General features: G+C 65.7%; 16 protein-coding genes. 11 read left to right on the forward strand and 5 right to left on the reverse strand.

Translation table 11 applies throughout. From position 1 onward, the window contains the following. Positions 1-57 precede the first annotated feature (57 nt). Positions 58-1,287 (reverse strand): FG-GAP repeat domain-containing protein, encoded by a 1,230-nt coding sequence (locus EP7_RS01585; RefSeq protein WP_463525808.1) that lies wholly within the window; start codon positions 1,285-1,287, stop codon positions 58-60. A 343-nt stretch (positions 1,288-1,630) separates the two neighbouring features. On the opposite strand from EP7_RS01585, the gene EP7_RS01590 reads away from it, so the two are divergent. The 4 genes from EP7_RS01590 to EP7_RS01605 all read left to right on the forward strand — a co-directional run bounded on the left by EP7_RS01590 (position 1,631) and on the right by EP7_RS01605 (position 6,704). Next, complete coding sequence (locus EP7_RS01590; RefSeq protein ID WP_463525809.1) at positions 1,631-2,365, forward strand: hypothetical protein; 735 nt, start codon at positions 1,631-1,633, stop codon at positions 2,363-2,365. A gap of 38 nt (positions 2,366-2,403) precedes the next feature. After that, a complete protein-coding gene (locus EP7_RS01595; RefSeq protein ID WP_463525811.1) occupies positions 2,404-2,967 on the forward strand; it encodes a hypothetical protein in 564 nt (187 codons plus the stop codon). Between the two features lie 359 nt (positions 2,968-3,326). After that, on the forward strand, positions 3,327-4,523 hold the full coding sequence (locus EP7_RS01600; protein ID WP_463525813.1) for a catalase family protein: 1,197 nt from the start codon (positions 3,327-3,329) through the stop codon (positions 4,521-4,523). Between the two features lie 192 nt (positions 4,524-4,715). Then, on the forward strand, positions 4,716-6,704 hold the full coding sequence (locus tag EP7_RS01605; protein ID WP_463525815.1) for a di-heme-cytochrome C peroxidase: 1,989 nt from the start codon (positions 4,716-4,718) through the stop codon (positions 6,702-6,704). A 76-nt stretch (positions 6,705-6,780) separates the two neighbouring features. On the opposite strand, the gene EP7_RS01610 is transcribed toward EP7_RS01605, so the two are convergent. The 3 genes from EP7_RS01610 to EP7_RS01620 are packed head-to-tail and all read right to left on the reverse strand — an operon-like array spanning position 6,781 to position 8,657. Beyond that, positions 6,781-7,689, reverse strand: coding sequence for a ComEC/Rec2 family competence protein (locus EP7_RS01610; RefSeq protein ID WP_463525816.1), 909 nt, complete (start codon positions 7,687-7,689; stop codon positions 6,781-6,783). Further along, the gene (locus EP7_RS01615; RefSeq protein WP_463525818.1) at positions 7,686-7,931 is read right to left on the reverse strand and encodes a DUF3006 domain-containing protein; all 246 of its coding nucleotides are present in this window, start codon (positions 7,929-7,931) and stop codon (positions 7,686-7,688) included. Before EP7_RS01615 ends, EP7_RS01610 begins: the two co-directional genes overlap by 4 nt. Before the next feature lie 21 nt (positions 7,932-7,952). Further along, complete coding sequence (locus EP7_RS01620) at positions 7,953-8,657, reverse strand: hypothetical protein (protein WP_463525819.1); 705 nt, start codon at positions 8,655-8,657, stop codon at positions 7,953-7,955. Between the two features lie 219 nt (positions 8,658-8,876). On the opposite strand from EP7_RS01620, the gene EP7_RS01625 reads away from it, so the two are divergent. After that, the gene (locus EP7_RS01625) at positions 8,877-9,416 is read left to right on the forward strand and encodes a hypothetical protein (protein ID WP_463525821.1); all 540 of its coding nucleotides are present in this window, start codon (positions 8,877-8,879) and stop codon (positions 9,414-9,416) included. 21 nt (positions 9,417-9,437) lie between these two features. Here the strand turns inward: EP7_RS01625 and EP7_RS01630 are convergent, their stop codons facing one another. Next, positions 9,438-10,340 carry a TIM barrel protein gene (locus EP7_RS01630; RefSeq protein WP_463525823.1) on the reverse strand — a complete coding sequence of 301 codons (903 nt, stop codon included), beginning with the start codon at positions 10,338-10,340 and terminating at the stop codon, positions 9,438-9,440. A 183-nt stretch (positions 10,341-10,523) separates the two neighbouring features. Between EP7_RS01630 and EP7_RS01635 the strand changes: the two genes are divergently transcribed. The 6 genes from EP7_RS01635 (at position 10,524) to EP7_RS01660 (ending at position 14,780) form a co-directional block, all read left to right on the forward strand. Next, on the forward strand, positions 10,524-11,306 hold the full coding sequence (locus tag EP7_RS01635; protein ID WP_463525825.1) for an inositol monophosphatase family protein: 783 nt from the start codon (positions 10,524-10,526) through the stop codon (positions 11,304-11,306). Beyond that, on the forward strand, positions 11,303-11,803 hold the full coding sequence (locus EP7_RS01640; protein WP_463525826.1) for a phenylacetaldoxime dehydratase family protein: 501 nt from the start codon (positions 11,303-11,305) through the stop codon (positions 11,801-11,803). The genes EP7_RS01635 and EP7_RS01640 overlap by 4 nt, the downstream gene beginning before the upstream one ends. A 33-nt stretch (positions 11,804-11,836) precedes the next feature. Beyond that, entirely contained in the window at positions 11,837-12,253 is a 417-nt protein-coding gene (locus tag EP7_RS01645; RefSeq protein WP_463525827.1) for a hypothetical protein, read from the forward strand. Positions 12,254-12,287: 34 nt separating this feature from the next. Further along, positions 12,288-12,797, forward strand: coding sequence for a DUF1569 domain-containing protein (locus EP7_RS01650; protein WP_463525829.1), 510 nt, complete (start codon positions 12,288-12,290; stop codon positions 12,795-12,797). A 170-nt stretch (positions 12,798-12,967) separates the two neighbouring features. Next, positions 12,968-13,924, forward strand: a complete 957-nt coding sequence (locus tag EP7_RS01655; protein ID WP_463525830.1) for a GGDEF domain-containing response regulator — start codon at positions 12,968-12,970, stop codon at positions 13,922-13,924. Between the two features lie 85 nt (positions 13,925-14,009). Further along, positions 14,010-14,780, forward strand: a complete 771-nt coding sequence (locus tag EP7_RS01660) for an HAD-IIA family hydrolase (RefSeq protein WP_463525831.1) — start codon at positions 14,010-14,012, stop codon at positions 14,778-14,780. Positions 14,781-14,887 lie beyond the last annotated feature (107 nt).

A 14,887-nucleotide genomic window follows, 5' to 3' on the forward strand; every position in this document is an offset into this window, starting at 1 on the left:
GCCCTCCGACGCCCCGCGAGCCGGGTCGCGTCCGCGAGGGCCGCGAACGTCACCGGCTCATCCGCCGAGGTGGGCACCCACGGTTGACGTGGCCGGGACCCTGACGCCGATGCGGATGATCGGGTAGTCGGAGCTGCCGGCCTGGCCCCAGACGAAGTTGGGGATGAAGGTTGGGGTGGCGAACGGAGCGGCGATCCACCGCGACGTCGCCGGGTTGTAGTTGGCCGGGTCCTCCAGGCCGTCGCCGTTATAATCGCCGATGGCGAGCGACCAGTCGGCCCCCATGACATTATGGAAGAAGAAATCGGAGCCGTTCGTGAGCTTGGTCTCGAACATCCCCTCGAACCCCCCCGAGTTGGGGGCGAAGACCGATGGGTCGGCCTTGCCGTCGCCGTTGGCGTCGAGTGGCGCCGGGATGCCGGGGCCGAAGTCGGCCAGCGAGGGGAGCATGTAAGTTCCCGTCACGCTCCCGTCCGCCGAGTTCTTGAACAGCCAGAGCAGCTCGGAACTGCGGTAGATGGCGAAGTCGGCCTTGCCGTCGCCGTCAAAGTCGGCCGGGCCCGGCAGGTCTCCGCTCCCGGCGATCCCCCAGGTGAACACCGTCGGGTCGGTCCCGTCGGAGTTGTGGACGATCCATTGGGCCGTCGAGGGGCGATAGACCGCGATGTCGGTCTTGCCGTCGCCGTCGAAGTCGGCGACCAACGGCATGTCGGCACTGCCGGCGATTCCCCAGACGATGGCGGTGGCGGTGCCATCCGCGGAATTTCGGATGGACCAGATCGAGGTCGTCGGGTCATAGGCCACCGCGTCGGCCCTGCCGTCGCCGTTGAAGTCGCCCGACATCAAGGTGTCGTGGGAGCCGGTCAATCCCCAGACGAAGACCGTCGCGCTTCCGTCCGAAGAATTGTGGATCACCCACTGGGCCGTGCCGGGGACGAACACGGCGTAATCCGACTTGCCGTCGCCGTCGAAGTCTTCGCGGACGGGCGTGTTCGCCGTCGCCCCGGGAGAGTTGGACCCGAACGCCGGGGCGAAGGTGCGGTTCGCTTGGACTTGGGCGGGATTCTGGCCGATTGATGGACGACCGGCAAGCCTCCCCGGATCGGGTGCAACATCGACGGACCCGCCGGATGGAACCGCGGGCGCCACGCCCTGGCTCAGCGTCGAGAGGCCCAGATCTCCGAGCAGGCCCGAGTTGAGCAGCGTCCAAGGTTCCAGCGACTCGACCGATGGGCGGACGCGAGGCCTGGCCGATCCCGATGGTCGAGATGACTTGAATCGCGCCATTGTCGCACCCAACCTGTCGCAAGAGTTGCTTCGCTTGCCGGGCTATGCCCCGGAAGACTCGCCTGAATTTTCAGGGGAAGGGACTGGCGGTGCAAGAGGATCGATCGCCGTCATCCAGGGGATGTTTATTGAACTCACCGATCTCATTGATCTTGCGGCCTCTCGGTCTCGTCGCGGCCCCCCGGACCCTTTCCCGCTCCTCGATCGTTGATCCTATTCGCTCGTTCCAGGCGGTGGTGGACGGTCGAGCGTAGTTGGGGTTCACCCGGCTAGCCCGGAGCGGATACGATGGACATCTGACGACTTGCCCCCGACCGAGCCCCTCGTTTCAGGCCCATTCCCTATGAGCGATCGCAAGCGTACGGAAGCGTCGGGACCCACGGTCGGGCTGAAGGACGTCGTGCTGGCGCGCGAGGACTACGTCCGGGTCCGCGCACTGGCCGGGTTCACCAGCAAGTTCCACAAGATTCCCGACGCCGTCAACGAGGGCTCCAGGCGCCTGATGGCGAAGATCGCGCAGAAGGACCTCGAAGGCTTCCTCGACGAGGCCTACGCCGAGGTCCAGAAGCGGATGCGCTACACCCGCAAGGAGCTGACGCTCGAAAAGCCCGACGACGGCGAAGGTCTCGGCTCGATCTCGACCCCCGACTTCTTCTACACCATCGCCGTCGTGCACCAGGAGGACGACCCCTCGCGAGTCGCGTTCGCCCGCGAGCTGTCCGAGCTGAGCGGCCCGGCGATCCTGGAGAGCGAGCCCTTCCGCGCCATCTTCGACGGCATGTTCGACACCGTCCGGGTCCGCTTCGCCGCCCCCCTGAAGGTCGAGACCGTCATCGACGCCATCGAGGACCAGCGCCGCGACGACCTGAAGGTGCAATACCCCAGCGACTGCGCCTACTGCGAGATCAGCCTCGCCCGCAACCCCGTCGCCATCCGGGTGACCCCCGGAGTCATGGAGCTGCGCCACCCCACCCGCCGCTCGGTCAAAGAGCTGGGCGACGCCCTCTCCATCGCCCTGGAAACCCTCTTCGGCAAGGAAGCCGGCCTTCTGCTCGCCCTGCCCGAAGCCGAGGCCTGAGATGTCCCCATGATGAAGATGTCATGTCGGGGGTGACCATGCGAGTGATTTACCGCGTCACGGAACGCTTCGACCCCTCCTGCGGAGAATCTTGGGCGAACTACATTGCCTGGTCCGGCCTGACGCAGCTTCGGGAGGTGGTCTCGCTAGACGGGATGCTCTGCCCCAGAGTCTTCGGAGATTTGACCGACGATGACTGGGACCATAACGTCCAGGAAGACTACAAGACGGACATGTTCCATGACCTTGATTACGTCCTAGGAAAGCTAGCCGGAGATGATCGGTCAAACGTCCTGGCGTTGATGCAGAACCCGACCGCCGATGAGGTCGGCTCGTTCCTCGACCCTCGGTTCGTGTTTCGTGGCTTCGACCTCATGGATCTGACGATGGGCATCAGCGCACTGTCGAATTGCGGCGGCTTCGACCGGGCATTCGCCCCGACGGATCTCTCAGATTGCGGCCTGATCTTGGTGCATGCGAAGGCGTTGAACGTCCAGACGCGACTGCGGGCCGAGTATCCCGACGAGTTTCATGCCGACTGCGATGTTTGGGCCATCTGGCAGATGCAACGACATCCAGAAGACATCGACGCTCGCCCTTGAGCGTCCGCGTTCGCTTCCTCGGCACTTCGTCCCGGTCGTGGGGCCGATGCCTCAACGTCGGCGGGATGCTGTGTGTTTCGGCGCCTCCGGGCTTTGCCATTGGACGACCGCCGCGAGCCGAGCCGCGCGAGGTCGCGGCTGCGGACGGCTTTCGTGTGGCTGGTGAGGGCAAGGGGATTGGCCCGAAGACGTTCGCCAGAGGGATCAATGACGGGCAGAGCTTAATTAATTCAATGCGCAAGTCAGAATTCTTCTTGCAACTCCGGCATCGCCATCAAATACTCATCCCGGCTGGAGTGCATCGCTCGGGCCACTGGTGAGGCGTGCGGACATTGTCAAGCCGCTGGAGGTCGTCATCCATGTCGTTTAGCATCCTTGCATCTATATGCATTACCTTGAACGCCCCTGTCGGTGGTGGCGAAAGTGCACCCAAACCGTCGCAGTTCGAGAAGGTGCCAGCGGCGGAAGCGACCCAGATTGGTGACGTGATCGGGCTGACGGTCGAACAGCAAAAAATGAGATATCCGGGGAACAAACCAGTCCTACGCGGTGTGCACCCGAAGGATCATGGCTGCGTGCAGGCCACGGTCGAGGTCCTCGAGGCGCTCCCCGAAAACTTGCGGATCGGTGTCTTCGCGAGCCCCGGCCGCAAATACGAAGCATGGATCCGGTTCTCCAACGCCGCGGTTCTGGTCGGCCCGGACTCGCCTTCGTCTCCCAGCAGGCACGGGAGCCGCGGGATGGCGATCAAGCTCATGGGCGTGAGCGGCAGCCCCCTCCTGGAAGTAGACGGGGCACTCACCCAGGACTTCCTCATGGTGAACCACCCGGTGTTCGCATTCTCGAACGTCGAGGACTATGGGGCGCTCAGTCAGGTCCTTCTCACGGATAAGGATAATCCGACCCGCTTCTTCGTCGAGCGGATCCGCGTCAAGGATGGCAAGCCGGATTTGAAGGACCCGATCACCCTTCGCGCGCTGAACACGAAGAGGATTTCCGAGCGCATCCAAAGTCTGAAGGTTGACGGCGATCGTGGCGCCTATCAGGATCCGCCGGCCAGCCCCGTCGACAACATCTACTTCAGCGCAGCTCCGTACCTCTTCGGTCCTGATCACGTGATGAAGTACTCGGTCAAGCCAGAAAACCCTCAGACCGGCGGGCCTTCGGACACCTCCGACCCCGATTATCTCAGGAAGGCGCTTTACGAGCGATTGGCGGGAAATGGGGCCAAGGACATCGTCTTGGATTTCCGGGTGCAGGTCCGGGGCAAGGCCGATCTCGAAGGGAAGATCGAGCACGAGATCGAGGACGCTTGCACGCTCTGGGACGAAAAGGAGTTTCCCTGGGCGACCGTGGCGAAGATCACAATCAAGCCGCAAGACTTCAACACCGAAGATCGCAAACGCCAGTGCGAGGCCCTCTTCTTCACACCTTGGCACGGGGTGGCCGATCACCAGCCGATCGGGGGCATCAACCGATTGAAGCTCGGGGTCTACCGGGCCTCATCGGCCTTCCGCCACTTCCCGAAGGAACCGTCGGGATTCGACGGACGATAAACTCTGGTCGCTGATTGTGTGGCAGGACCGAACAGGAGGAGCCTCCACTCTGTGGTCTCCCCGCCGAGTCTCGGGATCGATGCTTACTTCGTTTGCCGGTCGGTCAGGACCAATGGTCGTGGCTCATCCTCGCTGATGGATTGAGCGGAAAAGTCGCGACGGAACGATTCCCGGTCTCGTAGGAGAGTCGCCATGGTTTTCTCTCTGAAATGGCTCCTCATCGCACTGGCAATCCCCTCGCCACTTTGGGCCGCGGACAACCCCAGGCATGTCGATCTCGGGCCGGGTTTGAACGAGGTCAAAACCCTCGAACAGAACTGGGACGACGCCCTTTCCAATTGGTTCTACAACGTCCCGCAGGGCTCACGACTGCTGCCCTACGACTGGTACATCAACCTGGAGCAACCGAGTTCGCAGGAACTCTTCAACGACCCGAGCCACATCCGGGCCCTGGGATACATCCCCAGGAAGCCCGACCCCAGCAACCCGAACGGCCTGCCGATCGGGTTCATCAAGGACGCACCTTATGAGGACCGCACGGCGGGGCTGGGGCTGACTTGCGCGGCGTGTCATACGAGTCAGATCAATTTCAAGGGGACGGCCTATCTCATCGACGGCGGGCCGACCATGGGGAACGTCGAGCGGCTCCTCAGGGGGCTGACCGACTCGCTTAACGCGACCGCCGGGGATGATGCGAAATTCGAACGATTCGCGACGAGGGTTCTCCCCGCGGGGAGTTCCGAAGGGGAGAAGGTGGCACTCCGGGCCGGGATCCGGACCATCGCGGCCGACCGTCAGGGGTACAACGACCGCAACCTCCCGTCCGCAGGGAAGGCGCCCTTCGGCCCCGGACGCGTCGACGCCTTCGGGTCGATCTTCAACGAAGTCTCGGTGACCTTCCTCGAGGTCCCGGAGAACCACCGCCCGGCGAATGCACCGGTCAGCTTCCCCTGCCTCTGGGACGCTCCTCAGCACGACAGGGTTCAATGGAACGGAGCGGCCGAGAACAAGGTGAGCCCGCTCGGCAAGACCCTGTTCGGGACCGATGAGGTCGGCGCGCTGGGGCGCAACTCGGGAGAGGTTCTGGGCGTCTTCGGGAACGCGACGGTCAACAAGCACGAGCTGCTCATCCCGAGACCCTACGACTCGACGGTCGAGAAGGCGAATCTGATCAAGATCGAGCAATCCTTGAAATCCCTCTGGTCTCCGCTCTGGCCGGAGGACACCCTGGGGAAGATCGACCTCGCGTCAAAACTTCGGGGCGAGGCCATCTACAAGGCGAACTGCATCGCATGCCATGATTCGATCGTCCGCGACTCCGGCAGCCGCAAGGTGACGGCCCGGCTCTCGGATGAGGGGACCGACCAGAACATGATCCGGAACTTCGCGGCGATCGTGAAGACCGGTCGCCTCAAGGGTCGGCAAAAAACCCTGACGAGTCTGGATCGGTTCGCCGCACAGGAGACCCGTGGCGTCATCCTGAAACACGTCGTCGAGCGGGTCATCCTCGACCCCTCCTTCAGTCCCCTCAAGTTCCCTCAATTGAGCGCCGAGGTTGCCAGGAATTTGCCGGAGTCGCTCGATTCGCTTAACCCCGGCTACCGCATGCAGGCGACGATCGATGTCGGCGACAAGACGCTGGTCGGCAATGTCGATTCTTTAATCGTCAATCGAGGGGACCGATCCGTGACCGTCGGCGGCGGAAACTTCGAACTCCTGGACAAGGCGAAGGGAGCGATCAACGGACGAATCGACAAGGCGATCGTCGACCTTCGCAGCCGCGTGGGCGTCTCCAAGGCCGCCGCTGGCCAATTAAACGGCGTCGTCAAGCCGGAGGCCGCGAAGCCCGATGAGCAGGACAAAGTCAGCTTCCGCAACGCGACGGCAAAAGTCGGTTATAAAGCCCGGCCCCTCAACGGTATCTGGGCGACGGCGCCTTACCTCCACAACGGGTCGATTCCCAGCCTGGCGGAACTCCTGAAATCGCCGGCGGACCGCGTCAAATCGTTCCACGTTGGCAGTCAGGAATACGACCCCGAGATGGTCGGCTTCAAAGACGATGCGAGCCAGCCGGTCTTCGACACCACGGCCGACGGGAACTCCAATGCTGGTCACGATTACGGGGGGAAATTCTCCGAGAACGAACGGGCGGATCTCCTGGAGTATCTCAAAGCTTTATAAGCTAGTTATGAGTCATCAACGATCCGACTGACGGCTCACTCAATAGGATCCAAGAGCCGATTTCGGGTCCGATGCCTCAGTAGCGGCGAGATGACGTGTGTTTCGTCTCCGCCCCGGTCTTACCCTTGGCGAGCTGCTCCCTGGCCACGCTCCAGTGCTCGCCGTCGGTGTTGATGCGGATCGAGCCTTCTTTATTGGTTTGCAGCAGGGGGATTCGCTTCTTTTTCAGGAGCGAGACCGTCTCGGAGTGGGGATGGCCGTAGGAGTTGCCTGTGGCCAGGCTGGCGACGGTGAGCTCGGGGCGGATGAGGTCGATCCAGGCGGCGTCGGTGCCGTTGCGGCTGCCGTGGTGGGCCAGCTTGAGGATCGTGGCGTCTCGCAGGAGCTCGGGGTGGTGCTCGGTCCACCAGGCCCGCTCGCTCTCCTCGCTGTCTCCGGTCAGGATGACGGAGACCGAGCCGTAGCTCACCCGGATGCCGATGGAGTTGTCATTTTCCTCATCGGCGTTCATCGGCGGCTGGGGGAAGATGGTCAGCAGGACCGAGCCAAGCTCGACGTGTCGAGGCTTCTGGGTGGGACGGATCAGCTGGACGTTCTGATCCTTGACCTGCTGCAAGACCTTCAGATACATCGACGTCGTGTGCGTGCTGTTCGTCGCCAGGAAGTACTTCGGCTTGAAGTGCTCGATCACCTGTCTCATCCCGCCGTAGTGGTCGGAATGGTGGTGGGTGAGGGCGACGAAATCGATCGAGGTCAGGCCCTTCGCCTTGAGCGACTGGACCACGCCGTTAGACGGGCCGGCGTCGATCAGGGCGGTCTTCCCCTCGGGCGAGCGGATCAGGATCGAGTCGCCCTGGCCGACGTCGAGGAACTCGATGATCGCCGACACCGCGCCGGGCGTCCGGGCGGACAGGTGGGAGGGGAGGCATGCGACCGCGATGCCGACCGCGAGGAGGGCGCAGGCCCGGACGAGGCGATGTCTCACAGCTTGATGTCCCCGCCGTCGTCGCCCTTGGCCAGCTCATCCTGAACCTTGCCGGTGGCGTCGGCCACGGCCCTGGTTGCCCCTGCATCCTTCTCGATGACGAAGTTGAGCACGTCTCCCGGGCGTGTCCCCTTGGGCAGAAGCGCCTTGGGGAACTCGAGGGGGTCGCCCCCCTCGGTGAGCAGGACTGCGATCGCTTTGCCTTCGCCTTCGAAGCGGTCGACGGTCAGGCGAGTGCTCATGGGTCGGGCCTCTCGGTGGGTTCAGCGGATCTTGATCGTCTCGTCTTCGTGATCGGCCACCCTCGACGAGGGCACGCTGGCCGCCTCGGGCTTCGACTCCAGCACCAGCTCGTTGCCCTCGAGGGCCGGGGCGTCGCCGCCGTGTTCGACGTGGGCGAGGGCGTAGGAACCCGAGCGGAGAGGGAAGACTCGCCCGCCGACGGAGGCCCACTCGAAGAGCTTCTTGTCGAAGATCCGGCCGCGGTCCCAGACTTCCAGCACGAACACGTCGCCGGGCTTCCAGCCGACGCGGACCGGTTCATCCCAGCCGGTCTCGATCTGAGCCCTGCCGACGACCAGGCGGTTCTCGCCGAGGCCCTGGCTGTCCCAGACCGTCGTGTGGACGTGCTCCGCGTCTCGCTTGATGAGGCGGACCTGGAGGTCGACCTTCTGGCCGTGCTTGAACGTGCCGGGCTCGAGCCTGATCTTCGCGACCCTGACCTCGAAGTCGCCCGGCTCGATGTAGGCGTCGAGCGTCTTGATGACGTCGGCGACCTTGCGGATCTTCTCGACCCTGGAGAGGGGACCGCCGCCGGCTTCCGGCTCGAAGGCCTGCGTGTAGAGCCCCTGGATCAGGGGGTGGTCCTTCAGCTGCCAGCCGCCCAGCCCCGTGCCACCGCCGAAGAGAAGCATGATCGTATATCGAATCCAGGGGCTGAACTTCTTCTTCTCGGCTGACTTCAGCATCCGTGGGATCCTTTAGCGGTGGGCCATCCTGGGCCGGCGGAATGTGTCGGCAGTATCGATAAGCCCCAATGCACGTCAAGTCGAGAACGAGGGGCGTGCCCGGGGCTGGCGGCCCCCTGAAGTCGGATTGACAGGGGCCGGGGACCGGGCTAAGAACGGGCGGATCGATCAGCGAGGATGCTGAATTCGATCTCCACTCACGCGGATCGCCCGAATATCATGCGAAATGGATTTCTCCTGATTCTCGGCGCCCTCGCCCTGGTCGCCCCCGGATGCGCGGCGATGCGGGCGACCACGGAAACGGCCAAGGTCGCCGGCAAGACGACCGTCACGGTCGTCAAGGCGACGACGAAGGCCGTGACCTGGCCGGTGCGCGAGGCGATGACCGCCAGGAAGAGGAAGTCGCAGGCGACCGAGGACGTCCCCGCGATGGTCGTCAGCCACACCTCTTCGACCCGGGAGAAGCCGAAGCAGGTGGTCGACGGCGATGTCGTTCTCGCCGGCGCGACCGAGGACGACCGCGAGGCATTGCCGGAGGACGCGGATGAGGCACCCGCCCCGCGCAGGCCGCGGAAACGACACGCCTCCAAGCGATCCGAAGAGGTGAAGCTCGCGGACGTCGACGACGAGACTGACATGGACACCGAGCCCGAGACAGAGCTCGAAACGCCGAAGAAGAAGGCGGGCTGGAAATCCAGGGCATCGCCGGGCAGGACCGCGTCCTACGATTCGGACCCCGACACGATCCGAATCGAGTGAGGCCGGTTTCGAGGGGACCGTTCAGCCCAGCCCGGCAAGCTCGCGCACGGCGTCCCAGGCATATTGCGGGGTCCGGGTTGTGCCGTGCTCCATGCCGATGGAGCCTGCGTAGCCGTAACGCCTCAGGAAGTTGAAGATGTTGCGGTAGTTCATCTCGCCGGAGCCGGGCTCCTTGCGGCCCGGGACGTCGCCGACCTCGATGAAGCGGACGTAGCCCTTGTCCAGGCCGAGCTTCAGGGTGTTGATGACGTTTCCCTCGCCCACCTGGCGGTGGTACATGTCGAAGTCGACCTTTACGTGCGGGTGGTCGGCCCCCGCGGCGTAGCGGTAGGCGTCGGTTGTGGTCCCCATGGTCTGGCCGGGGGATTCCAGCTTGCTCAGGGGCTCGAGGGTCAGGTAGACGTTGTAGTGCTCGGCGATGGGGCCGGCCTTTTTCAACGCGGCGATGATCTGGGCGTCCTGGGCCTCGGGGGCGAGGCCTTTCTGGATCGCGCCGGTGAACGTGATCAGGTTGGTGGCGCCGAAGCGATTGGCCACGCGGCAGGCGGCCTCGAAATCGGCCAGGAAGTCGGCCTCGGGCTTGCCGGGCAGGGTCATCCCGGCGCCCCAGCCGGTCGCCGGGTTGCCGCTGATGCTATCGCAGGCCATCCCGTGTTTTTCCTGGGCCTTCAGCATCGCGTCGAGGTTCTTCCCCTGGTGGCCCCAGAAGCCGAAATGCTTGGCGCCGCATTTCGCCGCCGCGGCGATCCGGTCCTCGTAGGGCATGCCCGCCGGGAACATCAGCTCCAGGTTCATCGCCAGGTGATACTTGGGCGCGGGCAGGTCCGAGTCATCCGGCCCGGGGGAAGCCATGGCTCCGACGCGTCCCGCGAGCAGCACGGGGGCGGCGGCGATGGTGAGGAAGGTCCGGCGATCGGTCGTCATCGGCGTGCTCCGGGGCGCGGGTGGGGGAGGCGCCCGTCCTGGGGCGAGATCATCGGGCCAAGGATAAACCGGCGGCCCCGGTTGGGGTAGGCCCTGCGCATCTCGGCTTGCTGCGAGACGTCCGGTTGTCTTACCCTCGGGGCCCACTGCCCGAGAAGCCTCGAAGACCGGGACCTACCGCCGATGGGAACGCTCGCCGATGACCTCGAATTCACCAAGGCCCTGGCCGTCGAGGCCGCCGCGATGGCGATGGGCCGGTTCTCGCGGGTCACTCCGCAGGAGAAGGCCAACAAGAGCTACGTCACCGACCTCGACAACGACCTCGAACTGTTCCTCCGCGAGCGGCTGGGGGCCCGGTTCCCGGATGATCTGCTGACGGGCGAGGAATACGCCAACTCGGGCGGGGGCGGGCCCCGGCGCTGGTCGATCGACCCGATCGACGGCACCGGCAACCTGGTGCACGGGCTGCCGCTCTGGGCGATCAGCCTGGGGCTGCTCGACGCCGGCGAGCCGGTGCTCGGGGTCATCATCTTGCCCATCTTGGGCGAGCTTTACTGGGCGACGAAGGGGGGCGGGGCCTGGCGCGACGGCGTCCGGATTCAGGCCGCCGACGACGCCGACGTGTTCCACGTCCAGGACAACCTCTGCGTCGGCACCAATGCCCTGCGGGCGCTCGACCCCCGCACCTTGCCTGGCAGGTTGCGGGATCTGGGAAGCGCCTGCTGCGAGCAGGTCTTCACCGCCTGCGGCCGGCTGACCGCCTGCATCTTCCTGGGAGAGCAGGCCCATGACGTCGCCGCAGGCACCGTGATCGTGGCCGAGGCGGGATGCTCGTTCGGCACGATGGACGGCACGATTTTGACTCCTGCTCAGATGGTGGCCGCCACGCCGGTGCCCAGGCCCACGTTCGTCGCCCCTCCCAGGCGGCTCGCGGCCTTGCAGCGCCAGGCGAGGCTCCTGGTATGAGCCGACGACCCGCCGGGGCCTTGCGCCGATCGGCCTACGTGCTCCCCGAGTCGGTCACCGAGCTCTGCCTGGTGCGCGTCGGGTTCCGATACAAGGGGATCTCCGCCGCGTTCTTCGCCCGCAGGATTCGCCGGGACCTCGACGCCTCCGTCGTCCGGGCCCTGGCCGGAGGGCTCGGGCTGCTGCACTCCGACCGATTCGAGATGGGCCGGGGGCACTTCGGCCTGCTGCAATACTGGGCAAGCTTCGCCGACGTGGAACGCTGGATCGGCCGCGAGCCGCACGCGGGCTGGTGGCGCGAGGCGCTGGACCGGGCGAGGTCGAAGGGAGACTTCGGGGTCTACCACGAGACCTACCTGGTGCCCAGGGATCGCGTCGAGTCGACGGCCTTGAACGTCGAGGCGACGGGGCTGGCGGCCTTCGGTACAATGGTCGATGCGACCGGCAAGGCCGCCAACAGCCGGGGTCGGCTGGGGCTCGGGCCGCGCGGCGGATAGTCCGGCATCCATGCGGAAAGGGCGCGGTCGACGATGGGATACTGGGGCGTCAAGAGCTACGAGGGGGATGATGCCAGCGATGCGCTCGATGCCGCCTTCCAGCAGGTCCACGGCGATCGCTACGACGAGTTGATGGACGACGGCAACCCGATGCCCTTCGACGAGGTGCAGCTCAGCCTGGCCGACCCCAGGACCCTGGCCGTGGCCGTCGATGCGCTGGCCGAAACCTTCGGCACGGCTCCCTCCGACGCCTGGGACGACGAGCAGCGACTGGCCTTCGCCGGTGTGGTCGTCCGCCACGCCGAGGCGGGGGTACCGATCCCGGCCGAGCAGGCCTTGCTCGCCCTTGGCTGGCTCGAATCCGAGGCGGTCGACTGGGACGAGGCGACCGTGCGGATGCTCCGCCGCAGGCAAGAGATCGCTCTGCTGACGAAGGCACCCCGCTCCTGAACCGACCGAAGCCACCCGCGGGATCAGAATCCAGATGAGCAACCGCCGACGTACCCTCAGTTTTGGCGGCCTGCACGACGTGATGCCCGAAGTTGACCGGCTCCTGGCCGGGCACAGGACGGCGGGCCGCTGGTCGCTCGGTCAGATCTGCAACCATCTTGGCGCGGGCATCGTCCTGAGCGTGGATGGCTTTCCAGGGTCCGCGCCCTGGCCGATCCGGGCGACCCTGGGGCGGTTCTACAAGCGGAAGGTCCTCCGCTCGGGCGTGATGCCCGCCGGGGGCAAGCTTCCGGAGAAGTTCACCCCGAGGCCGGGGCTCGACGACCGGGCCGAGGCCGAGGCCCTGCGTGCCGCGATCAACGCGTTCTCGGCGCATCGGGGGCCGGTCGCGCCGCACCCGTTCTACGGCCCGATGACTTACGACGAGTGGGCCCGGCTGCATTCGATCCATGGCGCCCATCACCTAAGCTTTACGTTCCCAGGGACGCTTCCCGACCCGGCTCCTGCCCGATTGGGCGAGAAAATCGGATCAACCCTCTCATAGAAGCGGTGTTGATGCGTTCCGCCCGGATTAGGTCCACGGTTCGGAAAATTCGTCCTAGGATTGAACCATCCAAGAGGGGGCCGGACACTGTGAGATCGGCCCTCGCCCACCGGCAGGGAGACCCGGGGGGGCCCGCGCCCGTCGGGCCGAGATTTGCGGAGGCGTGACGCATGAAAATCCTGATCGCCGACGATGATCCGGTCACTCGGCTGGCCCTGAAGCGCGCCCTGGCCGACTCGGGCTACCGGGTCACCTCCGCGGATCGGGGCGACCTGGCCTGGCGCATGGTGCTGGACGACCCCGAGATTTCGGTGGTCATCTCCGACTGGATGATGCCGGGCCTGGACGGCCTGGACCTCTGCCGGAACATCCGGGGCCTGCCGGATCGCCCCTATATCTACGTCATCCTGCTGACGGCCCGCTCCGTCCGCGAGGACCGCCTGCTCGGCCTGGCTGCCGGCGCCGACGACTTCCTGGCCAAGCCCCTGGACCGCGCCGAGCTGGCCGCGCGGCTCAACGTGGCCAGCCGCATCCTGTCGATGCAGACCCAGCTCCGCGACCGGTCGTTGGAGCTGGAGTCGATGAGGGCCGAGCTCCAGCGACGCAACGAGCTGCTTGCCGAGCTGGCCACCACCGACGGCCTGACCGGCCTGTACAACAACCGGCACTTCCGCGAGATCCTGGAGTCGAGCCTCTCGCTGGTCAGACGTGAGCGGATGCCGCTGTCCCTGGTGCTCCTCGATGTCGACCAGTTCAAGGCCTACAATGACGAGTTCGGCCACCCGGCCGGCGACGAGGTCCTCAAGCGTGTGGGCCGGATCTTGCGGACGGGCATCCGCGAGTACGACATGGCCGCGCGGTACGGCGGCGAGGAATTCGTCCTGCTGCTCCCCTCGGCCCCCGCGGCGGCCGCCGTCCGGATTGCCGACCGGATGCGTCTGGCCATCGCCGGCCACCCCTGGCCACTCCGCCCGGTGACCGCCAGCTTCGGCGTGGCGACGACCGACGAGGACGACTGCCGGGCCGACGACCTCATCGCCACGGCCGACCGCGCCCTGTATCACTCCAAGCGCAACGGCCGCAACTGCGTCACCCACGCGGGCGACCTCAGGCTGGCCGCGGGGTGAGACGCGACGTCCCCCGATCGGTTAAGCTGGGACGCCCAGACCTACCGAACGCGCGAGACCGCGAGCCAACGGCGAGCCCCAAGCGATGCCTCCCAGCTTCATCGTCGACATGGATGGCGTCATCTATCACGGCAGCCGCCTGATCCCGGGCGCGGCCGAGTTCGTCGCCCGGCTGCGTTCGCGCGGCCAGAAGTTCATGTTCCTGACCAACAACAGCCAGTGGACCGCCCGCGACCTGGCCCATCGCCTGAGCGTGCTGGGCATCGACGTCGAGGAGTCCGCCTTCCACACCTCGGCGCTGGCCACGGCCGACTTCCTCAATCAGCAGATGCCCGGCGGGACCGCCTACGTCATCGGCGGGGCCGGGTTGACCAAGGCGCTCTACGACGTCGGCTACACCCTCACCGAGCACAACCCCGACTACGTCGTGGTCGGCGACACCCGCAGCTACGACTACGAGAAGATCGAGCGCGCCACCCGGCTCGTCCTGGGCGGCGCCCGCTTCATCGCCACCAATCTCGACCTGACCGGCCCCACCGAGAGCGGCCTGACCCCCGCCTGCGGAGCCCTGGTCGCCCCCATCGAGCTGGCCAGCGGCAAGAAGCCCTACTTCATCGGCAAGCCCAACCCCCTGATGATGCGGACCGCCCTCCGCAAGATCGGCGCCCACTCCAGCGAGGCCTTCATGGTCGGCGACCGGATGGACACCGACATCCTGGCGGGCACCGAGGCCGGAATGCGGACCATCCTCGTGCTCTCCGGGGTCAGCACCCGTGAGACCGTCAACGCCTACCCCTTCCGGCCCACCCACGTCTACGAGGACGTCGGCCAGATTCCCGTCGAGAGCCTGGACTGAGGGCCGCCTAAATCCTTCGGAAAGATGGGGTTGGGTTGATTTCGGGCGGCACTGGCGGCGCGAAGGCGCACCGGTCACAATCATCGACAGCGGGGTTAAGAAGCCAG

The sequence above is a fragment of the Isosphaeraceae bacterium EP7 genome, from assembly GCA_038400315.1.
Classification (GTDB): Bacteria; Planctomycetota; Planctomycetia; order Isosphaerales; family Isosphaeraceae; genus EP7.

What these genes read in the sequence shown, in the direction of transcription:
- EP7_RS01590 (WP_463525809.1), top strand. Translation starts at nt 1,631, where the DNA reads ATGAGCGATCGCAAGCGTACGGAAGCGTCGGGACCCACGGTCGGGCTG.
- EP7_RS01645 (WP_463525827.1), top strand. Translation starts at nt 11,837, where the DNA reads ATGGGATACTGGGGCGTCAAGAGCTACGAGGGGGATGATGCCAGCGAT.
- EP7_RS01600 (WP_463525813.1), top strand. Translation starts at nt 3,327, where the DNA reads ATGTCGTTTAGCATCCTTGCATCTATATGCATTACCTTGAACGCCCCT.
- EP7_RS01655 (WP_463525830.1), top strand. Translation starts at nt 12,968, where the DNA reads ATGAAAATCCTGATCGCCGACGATGATCCGGTCACTCGGCTGGCCCTG.
- EP7_RS01660 (WP_463525831.1), top strand. Translation starts at nt 14,010, where the DNA reads ATGCCTCCCAGCTTCATCGTCGACATGGATGGCGTCATCTATCACGGC.
- EP7_RS01635 (WP_463525825.1), top strand. Translation starts at nt 10,524, where the DNA reads ATGGGAACGCTCGCCGATGACCTCGAATTCACCAAGGCCCTGGCCGTC.
- EP7_RS01640 (WP_463525826.1), top strand. Translation starts at nt 11,303, where the DNA reads ATGAGCCGACGACCCGCCGGGGCCTTGCGCCGATCGGCCTACGTGCTC.
- EP7_RS01605 (WP_463525815.1), top strand. Translation starts at nt 4,716, where the DNA reads ATGGTTTTCTCTCTGAAATGGCTCCTCATCGCACTGGCAATCCCCTCG.
- EP7_RS01595 (WP_463525811.1), top strand. Translation starts at nt 2,404, where the DNA reads ATGCGAGTGATTTACCGCGTCACGGAACGCTTCGACCCCTCCTGCGGA.
- EP7_RS01625 (WP_463525821.1), top strand. Translation starts at nt 8,877, where the DNA reads ATGCGAAATGGATTTCTCCTGATTCTCGGCGCCCTCGCCCTGGTCGCC.
- EP7_RS01585 (WP_463525808.1), bottom strand. Translation starts at nt 1,287, where the DNA reads ATGGCGCGATTCAAGTCATCTCGACCATCGGGATCGGCCAGGCCTCGC.
- EP7_RS01630 (WP_463525823.1), bottom strand. Translation starts at nt 10,340, where the DNA reads ATGACGACCGATCGCCGGACCTTCCTCACCATCGCCGCCGCCCCCGTG.
- EP7_RS01615 (WP_463525818.1), bottom strand. Translation starts at nt 7,931, where the DNA reads ATGAGCACTCGCCTGACCGTCGACCGCTTCGAAGGCGAAGGCAAAGCG.
- EP7_RS01650 (WP_463525829.1), top strand. Translation starts at nt 12,288, where the DNA reads ATGAGCAACCGCCGACGTACCCTCAGTTTTGGCGGCCTGCACGACGTG.
- EP7_RS01620 (WP_463525819.1), bottom strand. Translation starts at nt 8,657, where the DNA reads ATGCTGAAGTCAGCCGAGAAGAAGAAGTTCAGCCCCTGGATTCGATAT.